Source organism: Saccharothrix saharensis, from assembly GCF_006716745.1.
GTDB lineage: Bacteria > Actinomycetota > Actinomycetes > Mycobacteriales > Pseudonocardiaceae > Actinosynnema > Actinosynnema saharense.
This window is the reverse complement of sequence record NZ_VFPP01000001.1, coordinates 4,061,167-4,081,252: the sequence shown is the minus strand read 5'-3', so window position 1 is coordinate 4,081,252 and position 20,086 is coordinate 4,061,167. Positions and strand designations below refer to the sequence as shown.

At 72.7% G+C, this 20,086-nt stretch carries 21 protein-coding genes; 17 read left to right on the top strand and 4 right to left on the bottom strand.

The genetic code is table 11. The features are described from left to right. The first annotated feature begins 25 nt into the window (after positions 1 to 25). Positions 26 to 868, top strand: a complete 843-nt coding sequence (locus FHX81_RS17635; RefSeq protein ID WP_141979210.1) for a lytic transglycosylase domain-containing protein — start codon at positions 26 to 28, stop codon at positions 866 to 868. On the opposite strand, the gene FHX81_RS17630 is transcribed toward FHX81_RS17635, so the two are convergent. The 3 genes from FHX81_RS17630 to FHX81_RS17620 all read right to left on the bottom strand — a co-directional run bounded on the left by FHX81_RS17630 (position 865) and on the right by FHX81_RS17620 (position 2,359). Beyond that, entirely contained in the window at positions 865 to 1,203 is a 339-nt protein-coding gene (locus FHX81_RS17630; protein ID WP_141979209.1) for a DUF6968 family protein, read from the bottom strand. The genes FHX81_RS17635 and FHX81_RS17630 overlap by 4 nt on opposite strands. Next, positions 1,200 to 1,577, bottom strand: coding sequence for a tetratricopeptide repeat protein (locus tag FHX81_RS17625; RefSeq protein ID WP_141979208.1), 378 nt, complete (start codon positions 1,575 to 1,577; stop codon positions 1,200 to 1,202). Before FHX81_RS17625 ends, FHX81_RS17630 begins: the two co-directional genes overlap by 4 nt. Before the next feature lie 68 nt (positions 1,578 to 1,645). Beyond that, positions 1,646 to 2,359 carry an alpha/beta fold hydrolase gene (locus FHX81_RS17620; protein WP_141979207.1) on the bottom strand — a complete coding sequence of 238 codons (714 nt, stop codon included), beginning with the start codon at positions 2,357 to 2,359 and terminating at the stop codon, positions 1,646 to 1,648. A gap of 109 nt (positions 2,360 to 2,468) precedes the next feature. Between FHX81_RS17620 and eno the strand changes: the two genes are divergently transcribed. The 10 genes from eno to FHX81_RS17570 all read left to right on the top strand — a co-directional run bounded on the left by eno (position 2,469) and on the right by FHX81_RS17570 (position 13,239). Continuing rightward, complete coding sequence (gene eno, locus FHX81_RS17615) at positions 2,469 to 3,755, top strand: phosphopyruvate hydratase (protein ID WP_141979206.1); 1,287 nt, start codon at positions 2,469 to 2,471, stop codon at positions 3,753 to 3,755. Continuing rightward, entirely contained in the window at positions 3,755 to 4,291 is a 537-nt protein-coding gene (locus FHX81_RS17610; protein WP_141979205.1) for an FtsB family cell division protein, read from the top strand. Before eno ends, FHX81_RS17610 begins: the two co-directional genes overlap by 1 nt. Further along, positions 4,288 to 4,779: a DUF501 domain-containing protein gene (locus tag FHX81_RS17605; protein WP_141983987.1), complete on the top strand. Its 492-nt coding sequence runs from the start codon at positions 4,288 to 4,290 to the stop codon at positions 4,777 to 4,779. Before FHX81_RS17610 ends, FHX81_RS17605 begins: the two co-directional genes overlap by 4 nt. A gap of 167 nt (positions 4,780 to 4,946) precedes the next feature. Continuing rightward, positions 4,947 to 6,260, top strand: coding sequence for a lytic transglycosylase domain-containing protein (locus FHX81_RS17600; RefSeq protein ID WP_141979204.1), 1,314 nt, complete (start codon positions 4,947 to 4,949; stop codon positions 6,258 to 6,260). Positions 6,261 to 6,632: 372 nt separating this feature from the next. Continuing rightward, entirely contained in the window at positions 6,633 to 7,583 is a 951-nt protein-coding gene (locus tag FHX81_RS17595; protein ID WP_141979203.1) for a Ppx/GppA phosphatase family protein, read from the top strand. Positions 7,584 to 7,740: 157 nt separating this feature from the next. Continuing rightward, positions 7,741 to 9,381 carry a peptide ABC transporter substrate-binding protein gene (locus FHX81_RS17590; protein WP_141979202.1) on the top strand — a complete coding sequence of 547 codons (1,641 nt, stop codon included), beginning with the start codon at positions 7,741 to 7,743 and terminating at the stop codon, positions 9,379 to 9,381. 70 nt (positions 9,382 to 9,451) lie between these two features. Next, on the top strand, positions 9,452 to 10,375 hold the full coding sequence (locus FHX81_RS17585; protein ID WP_141979201.1) for an ABC transporter permease: 924 nt from the start codon (positions 9,452 to 9,454) through the stop codon (positions 10,373 to 10,375). Further along, positions 10,368 to 11,267, top strand: a complete 900-nt coding sequence (locus FHX81_RS17580; protein ID WP_141979200.1) for an ABC transporter permease — start codon at positions 10,368 to 10,370, stop codon at positions 11,265 to 11,267. The genes FHX81_RS17585 and FHX81_RS17580 overlap by 8 nt, the downstream gene beginning before the upstream one ends. A gap of 12 nt (positions 11,268 to 11,279) precedes the next feature. Beyond that, positions 11,280 to 12,251, top strand: coding sequence for an ABC transporter ATP-binding protein (locus tag FHX81_RS17575; RefSeq protein ID WP_141979199.1), 972 nt, complete (start codon positions 11,280 to 11,282; stop codon positions 12,249 to 12,251). Further along, a complete protein-coding gene (locus tag FHX81_RS17570) occupies positions 12,244 to 13,239 on the top strand; it encodes an ABC transporter ATP-binding protein (protein ID WP_141979198.1) in 996 nt (331 codons plus the stop codon). Before FHX81_RS17575 ends, FHX81_RS17570 begins: the two co-directional genes overlap by 8 nt. 307 nt (positions 13,240 to 13,546) lie before the next feature. Here the strand turns inward: FHX81_RS17570 and FHX81_RS17565 are convergent, their stop codons facing one another. Beyond that, complete coding sequence (locus tag FHX81_RS17565; protein WP_141979197.1) at positions 13,547 to 15,031, bottom strand: S10 family peptidase; 1,485 nt, start codon at positions 15,029 to 15,031, stop codon at positions 13,547 to 13,549. 30 nt (positions 15,032 to 15,061) lie between these two features. Here FHX81_RS17565 and FHX81_RS17560 point away from each other — a divergent pair, with 30 nt between their 5' ends. The 6 genes from FHX81_RS17560 to FHX81_RS41300 all read left to right on the top strand — a co-directional run bounded on the left by FHX81_RS17560 (position 15,062) and on the right by FHX81_RS41300 (position 19,953). Beyond that, a complete protein-coding gene (locus FHX81_RS17560) occupies positions 15,062 to 15,829 on the top strand; it encodes a uracil-DNA glycosylase (protein ID WP_141979196.1) in 768 nt (255 codons plus the stop codon). Then, a complete protein-coding gene (locus tag FHX81_RS17555; RefSeq protein WP_141979195.1) occupies positions 15,826 to 16,485 on the top strand; it encodes a DUF4129 domain-containing protein in 660 nt (219 codons plus the stop codon). Before FHX81_RS17560 ends, FHX81_RS17555 begins: the two co-directional genes overlap by 4 nt. After that, on the top strand, positions 16,482 to 16,949 hold the full coding sequence (locus tag FHX81_RS17550) for a hypothetical protein (RefSeq protein WP_246107863.1): 468 nt from the start codon (positions 16,482 to 16,484) through the stop codon (positions 16,947 to 16,949). Before FHX81_RS17555 ends, FHX81_RS17550 begins: the two co-directional genes overlap by 4 nt. Further along, positions 16,946 to 17,917 carry an AAA family ATPase gene (locus FHX81_RS17545; RefSeq protein ID WP_170232083.1) on the top strand — a complete coding sequence of 324 codons (972 nt, stop codon included), beginning with the start codon at positions 16,946 to 16,948 and terminating at the stop codon, positions 17,915 to 17,917. Before FHX81_RS17550 ends, FHX81_RS17545 begins: the two co-directional genes overlap by 4 nt. Beyond that, complete coding sequence (locus tag FHX81_RS17540) at positions 17,914 to 19,308, top strand: DUF58 domain-containing protein (RefSeq protein WP_141979194.1); 1,395 nt, start codon at positions 17,914 to 17,916, stop codon at positions 19,306 to 19,308. Before FHX81_RS17545 ends, FHX81_RS17540 begins: the two co-directional genes overlap by 4 nt. Positions 19,309 to 19,446: 138 nt before the next feature. After that, positions 19,447 to 19,953 (top strand): hypothetical protein, encoded by a 507-nt coding sequence (locus tag FHX81_RS41300; protein WP_211363502.1) that lies wholly within the window; start codon positions 19,447 to 19,449, stop codon positions 19,951 to 19,953. The last annotated feature ends 133 nt before the right edge of the window (positions 19,954 to 20,086 follow it).

The following is a 20,086-nucleotide window of genomic DNA, read 5'->3' as shown; positions in this document are numbered from 1 at the left end:
TGCCGGGAGCACGTAGCCTGGGGCGGTGGTCGTCCCGCCGCCGTCCAAGACCGAGCCGCGCCGTCCGTCGCGCGGCGGTGCCGGCAACCTCGTCGGGCGCCTCGTGCTGGTGCTGATCCTGCTGGCCGTCGTGGCGGGTGGCGCGTGGGCGCTGGCCACGTTCAACCGGTCCGCGCCGCGGCAGGCCGCCGACCCGCCGTTCCCGGTGCCGTTCCAGGCGGTCGAGCCCGGCGCCGCCGCGCCCGCCCTGCCCGGGTCCGGCGGTGACGTGCCGCCGGCGGGCCAGGCCGAGCCCACCGCGGACCCGCTGGTCGCGTGGGCGGCGTCGCTGTCGGACAAGACCGACGTCCCGGCCCGCGCGCTGCGCGCGTACGCCACCGCCGACCTGGTCATGCGGTCGCAGAGCCCGGCGTGCCGGCTGTCGTGGGCGACGCTGGCGGGCATCGGCCGGATCGAGTCGCACCACGGCACGCTCGGCGGCCTGCGGCTCGGGGAGGACGGCCGGCCGTCACGCCCGATCATCGGCATCCCGCTGGACGGCTCACCGGGCGTGAAGGCCATCGCGGACAGCGACGGCGGCGTGCTCGACGGCGACACGAAGTGGGACCGGGCGGTCGGCCCGATGCAGTTCATCCCGACCACGTGGGCCCGCTACGCCGTGCGCGCGAACGGCGACGGCCGGGCGCCGGACCCGCAGAACATCGACGACGCCGCCCTGGCCGCCGCCCGCTACCTGTGCTCGGACGGCCGTGACCTGGGCACGGGCGCGGGCTGGTGGGCGGCCGTGCTGGCCTACAACAACTCGACCGAGTACGGCCAGAACGTCTACAGCGGCGCGGACGCCTACGCGCGGGTCAGCGTCGGCTAGGGCCGGGTGACGTGCGGTTCGACGGTCAGGCCCAGGTCCGGCAGGCCCAGCCAGTCCAGCTTGACCGACGCCCGCTCCGCCCGTGCCGCCAGCTCCAGCCGCACGCGGTGCACGCTGAGCAGCAGCGCCTGCAGCGAGTCGACGCCGAACGCCGCGCCGACCGCCTCGTCACCCAGCCCGAGCACCTGGTGCGGGCAGCACCAGTCGCCGTTCGGGCTCAGCGGGTCCGGGTGGGGCCGGCCGAAGCGGACCACGACCGGTGCGCGGCTGCCGTCCGGGGCGACGCGGTCCACCCGGCGCTCGGCGACCACCGGGCCGAGCTCGTAGGCCGTCACCGGTCCCGCTCCACCGCCAGGCGGGCGCTGACCTCGCCCAACGCCTCCTGGTACTCCGGTGACGGGTTCATCGCCGCCGCGATCCGCAACTGCGTCAACGCCTCGGTCAACCGGCTCTGCCGCTGCAACGTCCGACCCAGCGCGAACCGCGCGTAGTGGTCGCTCGGGTCGAGCTCCAGCACCTTGCGGAACGCCGCCTCGGCGCGCTTGAGCTGGGCCGACCCCAGGTACGCCCGCCCCGCGAGCAGCTGCACGCCCACCTGGTCGGGCGCGGCTTCGAGCACGACTCGGAGCTCGCGCAGCGCCTCCAGCGGTCGGCGGTCCGCGAGCAGCGCCTCGGCCCGGCGGAACGCCTCGAAGGTGCTGTCGGTCATGGTTCGATCAACGCTACCCGGCCATCCGGCCGCCGGACGACAGCCGACCGGATGACGGGATCGGCGTGTCACGCCACGAGAGCCGCGTGCAGCCGGTCCAGCACCGGCCCGAGCGACGCCGGCCGCTCGACGTGGGCGTTGTGGCCGACGCCGGGCAGCACCACCCCGCCCGGCTGCGCCGCGAGCAGGTGCTCCGGCGGGCACATCGGGTCGGCCTCGCCCGCGGCCAGCACGACCGGCGCCTTGGCCACCGCCAGCAGCCCCGCCACGTCGGGCGCGCCCACCCCGAACGCCGCCGGGTCCAGCGCCGCCCGCCAACCGCCGTCCACCTCGACCACGCCGTCCGCCAACGGCACGCCCGCCAGCTTCGACGCCCACGCCACCGCCTCCTCGCGGGTCGGGAACACCCGCGCGGGCTTCGCGGCCAGCGCCGCCGCCCGCGCCAGCTCCTCGTCGGTCCACCGCAGCTTGACCCCGAGCCCGCCGGCCGCCCGCACGTCCACCCCGAACCACCCGCTGGCCAGCGTCAACGCCACCACGCCGCCCAGTGAGTGCCCGAGCACCGCCACCGGTCCCGAACCCACGACCGCGGCCACCGAAGCGGCCAGCGACCCGAACGAGTACCGCGTCGCCGGCGCCGACCGACCGTGCCCCGGCAGGTCCACCGCCAACCACTCCCCGGGCCACGAATCCGCAGCTGAGCGCCACACCGAGCCCGTCGCGCCGAGCCCGTGCAGCAGCACCAGCAACGGCCCGTCCCCACCGCGCGCCACGTGAACCAAGCGTGAACCCCTCCCGGCCGGTGCCCCAACAGGCGAGCCGGGGCCGTCCCACACCTTGCACCAACTAGGCTCGGCATCGATACACAGATGGTCTGACGAGGGAGCGCACGTGGCGGTCATCGAGCAGGTCGGCGCCCGCGAGATCCTGGACTCGCGAGGCAACCCGACCGTCGAGGTAGAGGTGGCGTTGGACGACGGCACGCTGGAGCGCGCCGCGGTTCCGTCCGGCGCGTCGACCGGCGAGCACGAGGCGGTCGAGCTGAGGGACGGCGACGCCAAGCGCTACCTGGGCAAGGGCGTCGAGCGCGCGGTCACGGCGGTGCTCGACGAGATCGGCCCCGAGCTGGTCGGCATCGAGGCCGTCGAGCAGCGGGTGGTCGACCAGAAGCTGGTCGACCTGGACGGCACGCCGGACAAGTCCCGCCTGGGCGCGAACGCCATCCTCGGCGTCTCGCTCGCGGTGGCGAAGGCGGCGGCGGCGTCCAGCGGCCTGGAGCTGTTCCGGTACGTCGGCGGCCCGAACGCGCACGTGCTGCCGGTGCCGATGCTGAACATCCTCAACGGTGGCGCGCACGCCGACACCGACGTGGACATCCAGGAGTTCATGATCGCGCCGATCGGCGCGGAGAGCTTCCGCGAGGCCCTGCGCTGGGGCGCGGAGACCTACCACGCGCTGAAGTCGGTGCTGAAGTCCAAGGGCCTGGGCACCGGCCTGGGCGACGAGGGCGGCTTCGCGCCGTCCCTGTCGAGCAACCGCGACGCGCTGGACCTGATCCTGGTCGCGATCGAGAAGGCGGGCTTCACGCCCGGCCGCGACATCGCGCTGGCCCTGGACGTGGCCGCCACGGAGTTCTTCTCCGACGGCGCGTACACGTTCGAGAAGACCAAGCGCAGCGCCGAGCAGATGACCGGCTACTACACCGAGCTGGTCAACGCCTACCCGCTGGTGTCGATCGAGGACCCGCTGTCCGAGGACGACTGGGACGGCTGGGTGCAGCTGACCGCCGAGCTGGGCGAGCGCGTGCAGATCGTCGGCGACGACCTGTTCGTGACCAACCCGGAGCGGCTGGAGGAGGGCATCTCCCGCCGGGCGGCCAACGCGCTGCTGGTGAAGGTCAACCAGATCGGCACGCTGTCCGAGACGCTGGACGCGGTCGCGCTGGCCACGTCCTACGGCTACAAGTCGATGATGTCGCACCGGTCCGGCGAGACCGAGGACACCACGATCGCCGACCTCGCGGTGGCCGTCGGCGCGGGCCAGATCAAGACCGGCGCGCCCGCCCGCGGTGAGCGCACCGCGAAGTACAACCAGCTCCTGCGCATCGAGGAGGCCCTGGGCGACGCCGCGCGGTACGCCGGTGACCTGGCCTTCCCGCGGTACACGCCGGAGAGCTGATGGCACGACGGGAACGGGACCCCCGGCGTGGCCGCGAGGCCACGCCGAGGTCCCGCCCTGCGCGGGCCCGCGACGGCCAACCCCGCAAGCCGCCGCCGCGCACCCGGCCCGCGGCGCGCAAGCCGCAGTCCCGGGCGCGGAGCAGGGCGGGCACGGGTGGCGCGTTCGGGATGACCGGCACGCGGCGGGCCGCGCTGCTGGCGATGGTGGTGTGCGCGCTCGCGCTGAGCATCGCGGTGCCGCTGCGCACCTACCTGGCCCAACGCGAGGAGCTGCGCGAGGTGACGGCCTCGCAGGAGACGCTGCGAGCCGAGGTGGGGCAGCTGGAGCAGCGCAAGCGGGAACTGGCCGACCCGGCGCACGTGGAGGCCGAGGCGCGACGGAGGCTGCACTACGTGCGGCCCGGCGAGACGCCCTACATCGTGCAGCTCCCCGGCGACGCGGGGCGCGAACCGGACCAGGAGCGACCGGAGACGAAACCGGCCGAGGACAAGGCGTGGTACGAGCAGTTGTGGGATTCGGCGGCGGCACGATGACGGTGAGCGACGAGGACCGGGCGGCGGTCGCGGCGCAGTTGGGCCGCGAGCCGCGCGGCATGCGGGCGGTGGCGGCGCGGTGCCCCAGCGGGCACCCGGCGGTCGTGCAGACCAACCCCCGGCTGGAGGACGGCACGCCGTTCCCGACCCTGTACTACCTGACCTGCTCCCGGTTGAACTCCTACGTCAGCAGGCTCGAGGGTGCCGGGCTGATGAAGGAGATGACCGACCGGTTGGCCGTGGACGACGAGCTGGCCGAGCGCTACCGCCGTGCGCACGAGTCGTACCTGGCCGAGCGGGACGCGATCGAACCGCTCGGCACGGCGGTCACGGCGGGTGGCATGCCGGGGCGGGTCAAGTGCCTGCACGTGCACGTGGCGCACTCGCTGGCCGCGGGCCGGGGGGTGAACCCGTTCGGCGACGAGGCGCTCGACCTGCTCGCGGAGTGGTGGCCGAGCGGTGATTGCGCGTCAACGGTGAAAAAGTGAACGTACGGGCAGTTGTTCGGGCACAAAGACAGCGGCTGCCCGTGACACCGCCGTTCGGATCAGGCAGGCTGGTTCGCAGGCCGGGGTGACGAGTCGATGGGGAGTCCGGGGCTGTGCCGAAGTCGAAGCGTCGGGGGCGGAAGCGGACGAAGGTCCATCCGGGCACGATGACGCTGCGGCAATGGGGCTTCGCCGCCACCGCGACGGCCGCGATGCTCGTGCCCGCGCTGCTGCACACCGCGACGCCGATCGACTGGGTGCACCTCGCCGGCCGCTCCGACGTGGAAGCCGTGCCGCCCGGTCCGGGTGACGTGCTGGGCACGCTCGCGCTGGACGCCGAGGGCAAGCTGGGCGCGACCGGTCGGCTGCCCGAGACCGACGAGCTGAGCGCGGCCCTGCTGGCCGAGGCCGACGACCCGGCGGAGTTCGAGGACGACCTGCCCCCGCTGGAGGGCGGTTTCCTGCGCGAGGGCCAGCACGGCATCCCCGGCGTGATGCTCGACGCGTACATGCGCGCGGCCGACCGGCTGGCCCAGACCACGCCGAACTGCCACCTGGACTGGCCGCTGCTGGCCAGCATCGGCCGCATCGAGTCCGGGCACGCCCGCGGCGGTCGGGTCAACGAGAAGGGCACCACGGTCGAACCCATCCTGGGCCCGGTGCTCAACGGCGCGCCCGGCATGGCGGCCATCCGCGACACCGACGGCGGCCGGTTCGACGGCGACGGCACCTGGGACCGGGCCGTCGGCCCGATGCAGTTCATCCCGTCCACGTGGGCCGGTTACGCGGCCGACGGCAACGCCGACGGCGAGCGCAACCCGAACAACATCTACGACGCCACCATCGGCGCGGGCAACTACCTGTGCGCCCACAACTCGGACCTGGCCGACCCGGAGCAGCGCGCCAAGTCGGTGTTCCGCTACAACCACTCCAACGATTACGTCGCCACGGTGCTGTACTGGGCGGACGTGTACGCCAGCGGCGTGCCGGTGCTGCCCGACATCATCGGCTCGGACGACGACTTCGGCCAGGACGTCGGCAACGGCACCACCCCGGGCAACAACAACACCTCACCGCCCGGCAACTCGAACCCGCCGTCGTCCAGCCCGTCGCACCCGACGAGCACCACGACGACCACGCGGACCGGCGTGACGACCACGTTCACGTTCCCGCCGACGACGACCACCACCACCCCGCCGGTGTGCCCGACGCCGACGCCGCCCACGACGACGACGTCGACCACCACCCCCACGACGACGCCCACCACGACGTCGTCCACCCCGTCGGACTGCCCCGCGCCGACCACGACCACGACCACCACCACGACCACCACCACGACGACGACCACGACGACCGAGCCGCCCGCCGCGACGTCCCCGGAGGGCACCACCGGCGGCACGACCGGCGGCACGTCGTCCTCGTCCAGCGGCTCGGTCTCCTCCGCGTCGCCGTCGACCACGTCGTCCATGAAGGCCACCTGAGGCAGACCTCCGCGAGGTGGTGCCACTGGTCCACAGGGCACCGGGCCCGGTCGGACACCGACTCGCCACCGGCGGTGCCGCCACCTGCCGGATCGGTCGCCACCGGCTGCGCGGTCGCCCGCTCCGTCCCGCCGCAGGGCACCACGCGTTCAGCAACAACGTGAACGAGCTGATCTACGACGACAAGTGCACCCACCGGGACGACGACCAGGTCAGGTCTACACCGACGTCTGCGGCCGCAACCCGTCCACCACGCCGTCCACCGGCTCGATCAAGCAGTACTTCGCCGGCGACCACGCCGAGCGGACCGGTGGCGCCCTCCACCACTACCCTTCCCCCAGCACCACTCACCGGCGGGGAAGGGACTCGGGCATGGCACGCGTGGCCGCGATCGACTGCGGGACCAACTCGATCCGCCTGCTGGTCGCCGACGTGACCACTTCGGACAGTGGTGAGCGGTGGCTGCGCGACGTGCACCGGGAGATGCGGGTGGTCCGCCTCGGCCAAGGCGTCGACGCCACCGGTGAGCTGCACCCCGACGCCATCGCCCGCACCCGCGCGGCCCTCTCCGACTACACGGCCGTCCTGCGCCGCAAGGGCACCGAACGCGTCCGCATGGTCGCCACCTCCGCCACCCGCGACGCCGCCAACAAGGACGTCTTCTTCGACATGACCCGCGAGGTCCTGGGCGTGGCCGCCGAGGTCATCACCGGCGACGAGGAAGCCCGCCTCTCCTTCACCGGCGCGGTGTCCGACCTGGACCCGGACGAGGGCCCGTTCCTGGTCTCCGACATCGGCGGCGGCTCCACCGAGCTGGTCCTGGGCACCTGGAACGGCGTGCGCGGCGACGTCGACGCCGCCCGGTCGGTGGACATCGGCTGCGTCCGGCTCACCGAACGCTGCCTGCGCTCCGACCCGCCGACCGAGGCGCAGGTCGAGCAGGCCGTCGACGTCACCCGCGAGGTCCTCGCCGAGGCGTTCGCCGCCGTGCCGACCGCCGGCGCGAAGACGTGGATCGGCGTGGCCGGCACCGTCACGACCCTCGTCGCCCTGGCCAGGGAACTGCCGCGGTACGAGCCGCAGGAGATCCACCTCGCCCGGCTGAGCCTGGACCGGGTCCGCGAGGTCACCGCCAAGCTGCTCACGATGAGCCACGACGAACGCGCCGCCCTCGGCCCGATGCACCCCGGCCGGGTGGACGTCATCTGCGGCGGCGCGCTGATCGTCCGCACCCTCGCCGACCACCTGGAGTCGCACGGCATCACCGAGCTGGTCGCGAGCGAGCACGACATCCTCGACGGCATCGCCTTCGCGCTGGCCTGACCCCGGTTCCGGCGGCCATCCCTGTCAACTGGGATTGATCGTGATCAGGTCGTGACGCCCTCGCCCATGTGGCCGCTGTCACGCTGCCCTTAGGTTCTCTCTCACGCTGTGAAAGCGGTCGACTCTGCTCGGTAACCCCGATCAGGTGGGAGGACCCATGGCACGTGCACGATTAGCTCCTGGAGCGAAGACCACGGTCGCAGCCGCAGCCGTCGCCTTGGCGGCCGCCGCCTGCGGCTCCGCCGACACCCCGGCCGGCGCGAACACCGACGCCGGCATCACGATCTTCAACACCGAGCCGGAGAACCCGCTCGTCCCGGGCAACACCACCGAGGTCGGCGGCAGCCGCGTCCTCGACCCGATGTTCACCGGCCTCGTCGAGTACCGCGCGCAGGACGCGCAACCGGCCAACGCCATGGCCGAGTCGATCGACACGACCGACTCCAAGGTGTTCACCGTCAAGATCAAGAAGGACTGGCTGTTCCACGACGGCACGCCGGTCACCGCGAAGAGCTTCGTGGACGCCTGGAACTGGACCGCCTACGGCCCCAACGGCACCCAGGGCGCCAGCTTCTTCTCCCAGATCGAGGGCTACGACGCGGTCCACCCGAAGGACCCCGACGGCCCCGAGGAGCCGCAGGAAGCGCCGGCGCCCACCGCCGAGACGCTGTCCGGCCTCGCGATCGTGGACGACCACACGTTCACCATCACGCTGTCCGAACCGTTCGCCGTCTTCCCGGTCACCATCGGCTACGAGGTCTTCGCGCCGCTGCCCGAGGCGTTCTTCAAGGACCGCGCGGCCTTCGAGGAACACCCGATCGGCAACGGGCCGTTCAAGTACGTCTCGCGCACGGTCGGCACCGACATCAAGCTGACCCGCTACGACGACTACAAGGGCAACGACAAGCCGAAGTTCAAGGACCTGACGCTCAAGGTCTACCAGAGCCGCGAATCGGCCTACGCCGACCTCGTCGCCAACAACCTGGACTTCATGGAGGAACTGCCGCCCAACGCGTTGGCGGGCAGGCAGTACGAGACCGACCTCGGCGACCGGGTGGTGCAGCGCGAGACGCTGAACCTCCAGACCATCGCGTTCCCGTTCTACCTGCCGCCCTACGACAACGCCGACCTCCGCCGCGCGATCTCCATGGCGATCAACCGCGAGGAGATCACCGAGCGGATCTTCGAGGGCACCCGCAAGCCCGCCGACGGCTGGGTGCACCCGCTGATGAAGGGCTACCAACCCGGCCAGTGCGGCGACGACTGCACGTACAACCCGGAGAAGGCCAAGGAAGCGCTCGCCAAGTCCGGTTACACCGGCGAGATCGTGCTGCTGTCCAACACCGACGGCGGGCACCAGGAATGGGCCGAAGCCGTCGTCAACAGCATCAAGAACACGCTCGGCGTGCAGGCCCGGTTCGTGCCGTCGACCAGCTTCGGCGAGTTCCGGCAGAAGGTGAACGCGCACGAGATGACCGGCATGTACCGGGCGGGCTGGATCGCCGACTACCCGTCGATCGAGAACTGGCTCACGCCGCTGTACCGCACCGGCGCGTCCTCCAACGACGGCCTGTACTCGAACCCGGCGTTCGACGCGAAGCTCGCCGAGGCCGACAAGGCCACCAGCGAGGACGCGGCGATCGAGCTGTACCTCGAGGCCGAGCGGATCATGGCCCCGGACATGCCGGCCATCCCGCTGTGGACCCAGAACACCATCGCGGGCCGGTCCGACCGGCTCAAGGTGGCCAACCTCGACCCGTTCCGCACGCTCGACCTCTTCTCGGTGGAAGTGGCGTAGCCGGGCCACCGGCCACTCGGGCCGGTCCGGGCACGCACCCGGACCGGCCCCCTGGTGAGGGGAGCGCCCGATGGGGCGGTACGTGCTGCGCAGGTTGTTGCAGATGGTGCCGGTGTTCGTGGGCACCACGTTCCTGATCTACGTGCTGGTGTGGGCGGTCCCGGGCGACCCGTTCGAGGGCAAGTGCGGCGAGCGCGACTGCCCCGCCTCCTACGTGGCGATGATGCGCGAGCGGTTCAACCTGGACGACCCGCTGCTGCTCCAGTACTGGAAGTACCTGGTCAACCTGGTGCAGGGCGACTTCGGCGTCACCTCGTCCGGCGTCCAGGTGGTCGACCGGATCGCCGCCGCGTTCCCGGTGACGCTGCGCCTGGCGCTGGTGGCGCTGCTGATCGAGGCCGTCATCGGCATCACCGCCGGCGTCGTGTCGGGGCTGCGCAACCGCGGGTTCCTGGACAGCCTGGTGCTGGTGTCGACGCTGTTCCTGATCTCCATCCCGGTGTTCGTCACCGGGTACGTGGTGCAGCTCGTCTTCGGGCTGCAACTCGGCTGGATCGCGCCCACGGTCACCACGCCGACCTTCGGCAACCTGGTCGTGCCGGGGTTCGTGCTGGCCAGCCTGTCCATGGCGTACGTGGCCCGGCTGTCGCGGGCGAGCATCGCGGAGAACCGGCGGGCCGACTACGTGCGCACGGCGTTGGCCAAGGGGCTGCCGACGCGCCGGATCGTGGGGGTGCACCTGCTGCGGAACTCGCTGATCCCGGTGATCACGTTCCTGGGCACGGACCTCGGCGCGTTCCTGGGCGGGGCGATCGTGACCGAGGGGATCTTCAACGTGCCCGGCGTGGGCGGTCTGGTGTTCCGGTCGATCCTGACCAAGGACGGCGCGATGGTGACCGGCGTGGTGACCGTGCTGGTGCTGGTGTACCTGCTGATGACGTTGCTGGTGGACCTGCTGTACGCGGTCTTGGACCCGAGGATCCGCTATGACTGACCAACTGGCCTCGCTCGTCCCCGAACGCCCGCGCGGCCTGTTCGGGGACGCCTGGCACGCGCTGCGCCGCCGGCCGCTGTTCTGGGTGTCGGTGGCGTTGATCCTGCTGGTGCTGCTGATGGCGGCGTTCCCCGGGCTGTTCACCTCGGGCGACCCCAACGCCGCCGACCTGTCCCGGTCCCGCGGCGCGCCCTCGTCCGCCGCCTGGTTCGGCTACGACAACCAGGGCTACGACGTCTACACGCGGATCGTCTACGGCACCCGGGCGTCGATCGTGGTCGGCGTGCTGTCGACGATCGGCGTGATCCTGGTCGGCGCCTCGGTGGGCATGCTCGCCGGCTTCTACGGCGGCTGGCTGGACGCCGTGGTGTCGCGCATCGCGGACGTGTTCGTGGGCGTGCCGTTCGTGCTCGGCGCCATCGTCATCCTGACCACGCTGAACGCGGGCGGCGACGCGGGGCCGGTGCGGATCGTGGCGCAGGTGGTGCTGTCGATCTCGGTGCTGTCCTGGCCCGTCGCGATGCGGATCATGCGGTCCACCGCCATCGCGGCCAAGCAGCAGGACTACGTGAAAGCGGCCCGGGCGCTGGGTGCGTCGTCGCGGCGGATCATCGGCAAGCACCTGCTGCCCAACTGCGTCGCGCCCGTCCTCGTCTACTCGACGATCGCGCTGGGCGCGTTCATCGGCGCCGAGGCCACCCTGTCCTACCTCGGCATCGGGCTGCGGCAACCGGTCGTGTCGTGGGGCGTGATGATCAACAGCGCCAAGGACTACCTGCGCGTCGCACCGCACGCGCTGCTGTTCCCGGCCGGTTTCCTGACCGCGACCGTGCTGGCGTTCGTGATGCTGGGCGACGCGGTCCGCGAAGCCCTCGACCCGAAACTCCGGTAGGAAGGGGGAACCGTGCTGGAGGTCGAGGACCTGCACGTGGAGTTCCGCACCCGGGACGGGGTGGCGCGCGTGCTCAACGGCGTGAGCTACCACGTGTCGGCCGGCGAGACCGTGGCCGTGCTCGGCGAGTCCGGGTCGGGCAAGAGCGTGACCGCCCAGGCGATCATGGGCATCCTGGACACGCCGCCCGCGTTCGTCACGCGCGGCTCGGTGCGGTTCCACGGCGAGGAGCTGCTGACCGCGTCGCCCGAACGACGGCGCGCCGTCCGGGCCGAGGGCGTCGCGATGATCTTCCAGGACGCGCTGTCGGCGCTGAACCCGGTGTTCACGGTCGGGTTCCAGATCGAGGAGCAGCTGCGGCTGCGGCGCGGGATGAGCCGGGCCGAGGCGCGGACGCGGGCGATCGAGCTGCTGGACCTGGTGCGGATACCGGCCGCGCGGCAACGGGTCCGCGAGTACCCGCACCAGTTCTCCGGCGGGATGCGGCAGCGGGCCATGATCGCGATGGCGCTGGCGCTGGACCCCGAGGTGCTGATCGCGGACGAGCCGACCACGGCGCTGGACGTCACCGTGCAGGCGCAGATCATGGACCTGCTGGCGGAGATCCAGCGCGAGCGGCGGATGGGGCTGGTGCTGATCACGCACGACCTCGGGGTCGTCGCCGAGGTGGCCGACCGGATCGTGGTGATGTACGCGGGGCGGATCGTGGAGCAGGCCGACGCCGTCTCGCTGTTCCGCTCGCCCGGCCACCCGTACACGGCGGCGCTGATGCGCTCCCTGCCGAGGCTGGACGCCAAGGGCACGGCCCTGGAGACGATCCGCGGGCTGCCACCCAGCCTGCTGGCCGTCCCGCCCGGCTGCCCGTTCCACCCCCGGTGCCCGCGGGCGGAGGACGTGTGCGCGGTGCGCGTGCCGCCGGACGTGCGGCTGGGGTTCGGGCGGACCAGCGCGTGCCACTTCGCGGAGGAGGTCGTCGGTGGCTGAGCTGTTGGAGGTGCGCGACCTGGTGAAGCACTTCCCGGTGACGCGCGGGGTGGCGTTCCGGCGGACCGTCGGGCACGTGCGGGCGGTGGACGGGGTGTCGTTCTCGTTGCGCGCGGGGGAGACGCTGGGGGTGGTCGGCGAGTCCGGGTGCGGCAAGTCGACGCTGGCGCAGGTGCTGATGCGGCTGGAGCCGCCGACGTCGGGCACGGCGCTGTTCGAGGGCGAGCCGATGTTCTCGCTGCGGGGCGCGGCGTTGCGGCGGTGGCGGCGGGACATGCAGATCGTGCTGCAGGACCCGTACACCTCGTTGAACCCGCGGATGACCGTGGGCGACATCGTCGGCGAGCCGTTCGAGATCCACCCCGAGGTCGCGCCACGCGGGTCGCGCGCGGGCCGGGTGCGCGAGCTGCTCGACGTCGTCGGGCTGAACCCGGAGCACATCAACCGATACCCGCACCAGTTCTCCGGTGGGCAGCGGCAGCGGATCGGGATCGCGCGGGCGCTGGCGCTGCGGCCGAAGGTGATCGTGTGCGACGAACCGGTGTCCGCGTTGGACGTGTCGATCCAGGCGCAGGTGATGAACCTGCTGGCCGAGCTGCAGGGCGAGTTCGGGCTGGCTTACGTGTTCATCGCGCACGACCTGTCGGTGGTGCGCCACCTGTCCGACCGGGTCGCCGTGATGTACCTCGGGAAGATCGTCGAGATCGGCACGGAGGAGGAGATCTACGACCACCCCACGCACCCTTACACGCAGGCCCTGCTGTCGGCCGTCCCGGTCGCCGACCCGACCCTGCGCGGCCACCGCGACGTGATCCGCCTGACCGGCGACGTCCCCTCACCCCTGAACCCCCCGTCCGGCTGCCGCTTCCGCACGCGGTGCTGGAAAGCCCAGGACGTGTGCGCCACCGACGAACCGGCGCTGGTCACCCGGGCCGCCGGCCACCCGAGCGCCTGCCACTTCGCCGAGGAACGCCACGTCGTCCCCTGACCCGACCGTCCCCGACCCGCCGCCGCCCCGCTCGTCCCTGGCCGGGCTGCGCCTGACCGATGTGGCTCCGCGACCGCGAGCCGCCCGCGCTCCGGGGGCTTCCGCGGGCCGCTTGTTCCCGGGCCTCCCGTCCCTCGGGCCGCTCGCCGTCCGCGGGCTGCTCGGCCTGCGGGTCCCGCCGTGCGCCGCCTCCTTGTTTCCGGCAACGAAATCGGCGATGACATCGATCCCGTACGGCCATGGGTTCGCTCGTCCGGGTGATCTTGGTGAATCGGATTCACCCCCCGGACGAGCGAAAGCCCAGGTCCTAGCGGTTCGAGGCGGATTGGACGAACTCCGCCAAGTCCTTCGACTGCCGCACCCGGGAAGGCTCGTGCACGTACATCATATGGCCCGCGGGGTAGTAAGCGGCCTCGATGTTGGAGTGCAGGTCGTCCGGGATCTGCAAGTGCGCCACCACGTGCTCGGCCGCGTAGTAAGGCGTCGCGCCGTCCAGGTACCCGTAAGCGATGTGCACCTTCAAGTGCGGGTTGGCGCGCATCGCCGCCGACAGCTTGTTCGCCACCGTCACGTGGGTGCCCTCGAACTCCTTGTACGACCAAGGCCGCACGTTCATCGTCAGGATCTCGTACGGCAGGTCGTTCTCGTACTCCAGCTCCGCCCGCACGTAGTGGTTCAGCGCCGCCGTGTACGGCCCGAGGATCGCCGAGTACGACGGGTCCTCGCTGAAGTGCTCGCGCCCGTAGTCGGCGTCCGCACCGGTGAACCGCGAGTCCAACCGGCCGACGACCTTGCGCTCCGACCGCAGCAGCTCGGTGAAGAACCGCACGTGCTCGATGCGCAGGTCGACCCGGTCCACGTAGTCCTCGCTGAGCCCGGTCAAGCCCGCCAGTCGCGACACCGCCGCCGCACGCTCCTCAGTGGACAGCCGGTTGCCGCGCGCCAGCGCCCACGGGTAGTCGCGCGACGCGAAGTCCTCCGCGTCGGCCAGCACCTCCTCCAACGACCGCGAGCCGTGCAGCCCGTGGTAGTGCGCGATGGCCGCGTAGGTCGGCAGGAACAACGTGTGCGGCAGGTCGTTGCCCTCGCTGAAGTCCAGCGTGGCGAAGTCCAGCACGGACGAGATCAGCATCAGCCCGTTCAGGTACATGCCGTACCGCGACTGGAGGTAGTCGGCCAGCCCCGCGGCGCGCGTGGTGCCGTAGGACTCGCCCGCCAGGAACTTCGGCGACATCCACCGGCCGTTGCGCGACGTCCACAGCCGGATCACCTCGCCGACGGACTCCAGGTCGCCCTGGAACCCGTGGTACTGGCCGGGCTTCTCGCCCTTCACCGCCCGCGAGTACCCGGTCGACACCGGGTCGATGAACACCAGGTCGCTGTGCGCGAGCAGCGTCTCGGTGTTGTCGACCAGGTCGTACGGCGGCGGCGCGAGGTCGCCGACGTCACCGGAGACCACCCGGCGCGGCCCGAGCAGGCCCAGGTGCAGCCACACGCTGGACGAGCCGGGGCCGCCGTTGAACGCGAACGTCACGGGCCGCTTCGCGGGGTCCGCGCCGTCCAGCGTGTACGCGGTGACGAAGACCTCGGCCTTCGGCAGGTGCCCGTCGAACTTGCCCTCGGTCAGCACCTCCTGGCGCAGCACCACCCGACCGGTGGTCGTGGTGTAGTTCAGCTTGCGCCGCTTGACGGTGATGCTGTGCTGGGTGGTGACGAGGTCGTCGGCGGGGATGTCCTTCTCGTCGCCGTTGTCCTTGGCGGCCCGCTCGTCGCCGTTGTCCTTGTCGGTCATGGTCGAACTCTACGATCGGAGTCGTCGTCGGTGCTCCCGCTTTCCGCTCTTGACGAACGGGTTACCAGTTGCCGGGCGTGCCCGCGGCTGGTGGCGTGGCGCGAGGAGGTGGCCAGGGTCAAGCGGGCGGCGTTCCGCGACCAGGAGTACTGGGGACGCCCGGTGCCCGGCTTCGGGCCGGCCGACGCGTCGTTGGCGATCATCGGCCTGGCCCCGGCCGCCCACGGCGCCAACCGCACCGGCCGGATGTTCACCGGCGACCGCTCCGGTGACTTCCTGTACGCGGCGATGCACGCGGTGGGGTTGGCGACCCAGCCGACGGCCACGCACATCGGTGACGGGCTGGAGCTGGTCGGCACGCGGATCACGGCACCGGTGAAGTGCGCGCCGCCGGAGAACAAGCCGACGCCGGAGGAACGCGACAACTGCCGCCCGTGGCTGATCCGCGAGCTGGAACTGCTCCGGCCGACGTTGCGCGCGGTGCTCGTGCTGGGCGGGTTCGGCTGGCAGGCGGCGCTCCCGGTGCTGGCCTCGTGCTGGCAGGTGCCCCGGCCGCGTCCCGCCTTCGGCCACGGCGCGCACGTCACCCTGCCGGCCCAGGACGGCGGCGAGCCGCTGCACCTGTTCGGCTGCTACCACGTGAGCCAGCAGAACACGTTCACCGGCAAGCTGACCCAGCCGATGCTCCAGGACGTGCTGCGCGCCGCCGGGGTCGCGGCGGGGATCCTCCGAGGGCGGGCGACGATCCGGCGAAACCCGCCACGCCCGCCCGGTCCGGCAGGCATCCTGGGTGGATGAAGCCCCGGCTCGCGCTCGTCCTCGCGGTGGGGTCGGCGCTCGTCCTCATCGCGCTCGCGGCCCGCGGGACGTCACCGGTGCGGTACCAGGACCGGCCGGCGGCCGACGACGCGACGTCCACGCCCACGGCGCAGTCGCTGCCGCCGTTGGAACCGAACCTGGACGGGTCCGGGGCGGCCGGGTCGCTGCTGGTGTTCCTGATCGTGCTGATCGCCGTGGTGGTCGTCGGCGTGGTGTGGCTGCTGGTCTCGCTCGGCGTGTTCCAGTGGCGTCGGCGGCGTGGCACCGGGGTCGCGGTCGACGCGCCCGACCTGCCCGAGGAGCACGCGAAGCCGCCGCCGATCCTCGTCCGACGCGCCGCCGAGGCGCTGGAGGAGCTGCGCGGCACCGCGAGTGGGCCGCCCGGTGACGCGGTGATCGCCGCCTGGCTCAGCCTCGAACGGGCCGCGCGGGACAGCGGCGTGCCGCGCGAGGGCCACCAGACGGCCACCGAGTTCACCGGCGACCTGCTGCGCCGCTACCGGGTGGACGAGGACGCCACGGGCACGCTGCGCCGCGCCTACCAGCGGGCCCGGTTCGGCACGGCCGAGGTGACCGCGGCGGACGCCCGCACCGCCGCCGACGCGTTGGAGCACATCGTGCGAGACCTGCGGTGAACCCCCTCGTCCGCGGTATGGGACGCGCGGTGGCGCTGGCGGTCGCCGTCACGGCCGGCACCGCGCTGGTGCTCGCCCGCGTCGGCGCGCCGTGGCTGTGGGCGGTGCTGCTCGCACTGCCCGTCGGCGCGTTGAGCCTGCTCGTCGCACGCCTGCCGCGCGCGACCGACGTGCTGTGGGCGCCCCGGCCCGCGACCATCTCCACCGCCACGTCCGCGCAGGCCAGCACGCTCGCGAGCCGGCTCGCCGAGGCCTCCGTCGACCAGGACCGGTTCGTCAAGCGGATCCAGCCCCGGCTGCGCCGGCTCGCCGAGGCACGCCTGCGGCAGGTGCACGGCGTGCCCGACCTGCACCACCCGAGAGCCGGGGAAGTGCTCGGCGACGAGCTGCACCGCCTGCTCACCGACCCGAAAGCGCCGCTGCCCGAGCCGTCCCGGCTCGCCGACCTGTTGGAGAAGCTGTGACCGAAGCCGGAGTGGGCGTCGAGGCGATCGCGGCCGAGGCCAAGGCGGTGTTGGCCGCCGTCGGCACGGTCGTCGTGGGTCGGGAGCGGTCGCTGCGGCTGGCGCTGGCGGCGATCCTCGCGGGCGGGCACGTGCTGCTGGAGGACGTGCCCGGCCTGGGCAAGACGCTGATGGCGCGGTCGCTGGCGCAGGCGTTGAAGCTGGACTTCAAGCGCCTGCAGTGCACGCCCGACCTGCTGCCCGCCGACGTCACCGGGTCGTTCCTCTACAACCCGGGCGACCGCGAGTTCACCTTCCGCGAGGGACCGCTGTTCACCGGCCTGCTGCTGGCCGACGAGATCAACCGCACGCCCCCGAAGACGCAGTCCGCGCTGCTGGAGGCCATGCAGGAGCGGCAGGTCACGGTCGAGGGCCGCACGTTCGGGCTGCCCCGCCCGTTCCACGTGCTGGCGACCGCGAACCCGGTCGAGTACGAGGGCACCTACCCGCTGCCGGAGGCGCAGCTCGACCGGTTCCTGCTGCGGCTGGACATCGGCTACCCGCCGCCCGCCGAGGAGGTCGAGGTGCTGCGCCGCAGGCTCGTGCGGCAGCGCGAGGAGACCGAGGTCGAGCCGGTGCTGGACGCGGAGCGGCTGCGCCGGCTGCAGCACGGCGTGGAGCAGGTGTCGGTCGACGACGACGTGCTGCGGTACTGCGTGGACCTGGCGGCCGCGACCCGGGCGCACCCCGCGGTCGAGGTCGGCGCGTCACCCCGCGGCGCGCAGGCGCTGGTGCTGGTGGGGCGGGCCCTGGCGGTGCTGGACGGGCGGGACTTCGTGCTGCCCGAGGACGTCAAGGAGTGCGCCGTGCCCGCGCTGGCGCACCGGCTCACGCTGCGTCCGGAGACGTGGACGTCCGGCGTCACCGGCGTGGAGGTCGTGACCGAGCTGCTGGGCCGGGTGGCCGGCCCCGCGAGCGCGCGCTCGTGAACCGGGCGGAACGGCTGCGCGTGGCGTTCACCGGCGGGCGCGGCGCGCACTGGCACCCCACGGACGCGCTGGTGCGGGGCCTCGTGCTGGGCGTCGGCATGGTGGTGCTGGGCGGCGTGCTGCACGAGGTGGAGCTGGTCCTGTTCGGCGCGCCGCTGCTGCTGTCGACGCTGTTGGCGCTGGTCACGCCGGTCGTCGGCACGCCGGAGGTGCGGGTGCGCGGGCTGCCGCGCACGGGCGAGGTCGGCGCGGCCAAGTCCGTGGTGGAGGTCGACCCGGGCCTGGGCGCGGAGGTGCTGGCGATCCGGCTGCCGGGTGTCGGCGCGGGCATCGGGCCCGTGCACCTGCTGTCCGGACAGGCGCGGGAGATCGAGGTCGTGCTGCGGCGTGACGCGTGGGGCGAGGGCGTGGACCTGCGGCCGGACCACCTGGTGGCCGGGCCGGACGCGTTGTTCGTGCACGGTCCGGTGACGGCCGCCGAGCGCGGCCGGGTGATCCTGCCGCCGGTCGAGGCGCTGCCCGCCGGGTTGCTGCCCGCGCGGGCGGTCGGCCTGGTCGGCGCGCACCGGGCGCGGCGGCCGGGCGACTCGGTGGAGCTGCGCGACATCCGGGCGTTCCAGCCGGGCGACCGGCTGCGTCGGATCGACTGGCGGGTGTCGCTGCGGGCGAGCGCGGGTGCCGCGGAGGGCACGAACCTGCACGTGCGTGAGCACCACGCGGAGGCGGACGCGGACGTCGTGCTGGCGTTGGACACGCGGCTGGACGTCGGTGCGGAGCTGGGTGACTGGTCGGTGCCCGCGAAGGTGGCGTCGGGCCGTGCGCTCGGCCGGTCGCTCGGCGAGTGGTCGTTGGCGTCACGGGGGACGACCGTGCGGCCCGCCGGCAGCCTGGACCTGGCCGTGCGGGCGGCGGCGTCGTTGGCGGCCGGGTACCTGCGGCAGGGCGACCGGGTGGGGCTGGTGGACCTCGGCCGGCCGCAGCTCGGCGCGCGGGCGGGTGCGGGACGGCGGCAGTTGCTGCGGTTGCGCAACCAGCTCGTGGTGTGCGCCCGGTCGGCCGGGTGGGCGCAGCGGCCCGTGCTGCGGCCGGAGCAGGTGCCGCACGGCGCGCTGGTGGTCGTGCTGTCGCCGTTCCTGGACGCCGAGGTGGTGGAGCTGGCCGTGCACGCGGCGCGGCGGGGCAACCTGGTGCTGGCGGTGGACGTGCTGCCGTCGCCGTTGCGGGCCGACCGCGAGACGCCGTGGGGTGAGAGCGCGTTGAAGGTGATCCGGTTGGAGCACGACGTGCGGCTGGAGGCGATGCGGCAGCACGGCGTGGCCGTCGTGCAGTGGGGCGCGCCGATCGCGGGTGTCCTCCGCGCCGCCCGCACGGCCCGTCGGGTGACGCGATGACGCGAATGTCGAATTCACGGGGCCTGAGCGTTCGACACTCGGGCGCCGAGCGTTCGACACTCGCGAGTGTCGAACGCTCAGGTCTCGAGTGTCGAACGCTCAGGTACCGCGGGTTCAACGCTCAGGACGGGGGCGGCGGTGCGGGTTGAGCTGGGGGCCGGGTGGCCGGCGTGGGTGTTGCGGGCGTCGATCGCGGTGGTGGCGGCGGCGGTGGCCGGGGTGCTCGCGCTCAACGGGGTCGAGTGGCCCGCGCTCGCGGTGTACGGCGGGCTGGTCGTCGTGGCGGCGGCGATCCCGGCGTCCGCCGCGGTCGCGTTGATCATCGGGTACCCGGCGGCGGCGATGGTGTTCACCGGCGACGAGCCGGCGTGGCCGGGCGTGTTCGCGCTCATCGTGCTGCTGCACCTGCTGCACGTCCTGTCCGCCTACGCCGCGGTCGTCCCGGCCGGGTCGCGCGTTCACCTGGATGCACTAAGGGCACCGGCGAAGAGGTTCGCCGCGGTGCAACTCTGCGTGCTCGCCCTCGCCGGTGTCGTCCTCCTCCTGCCTGACGGCCGAACGGACGAAGCGGTCGAGGTGGTCGGGCTCGCGTGCGTCGTCGGGCTCGTCGTCGGAGTGGTCCTCCTGCTGCGTCGGAAGGGCTGAGGAACCGGGCCTGGACGCTCAGCGCGAGCTGACCGTCTGGATCGTTCCTCTCAGCACGTTCACCGGCTCCCGCTGGTCAGCGGCAGGGTGTCCGCAATCACCCGGCGACTGTGGTCACAACGGGCCCGCTCGA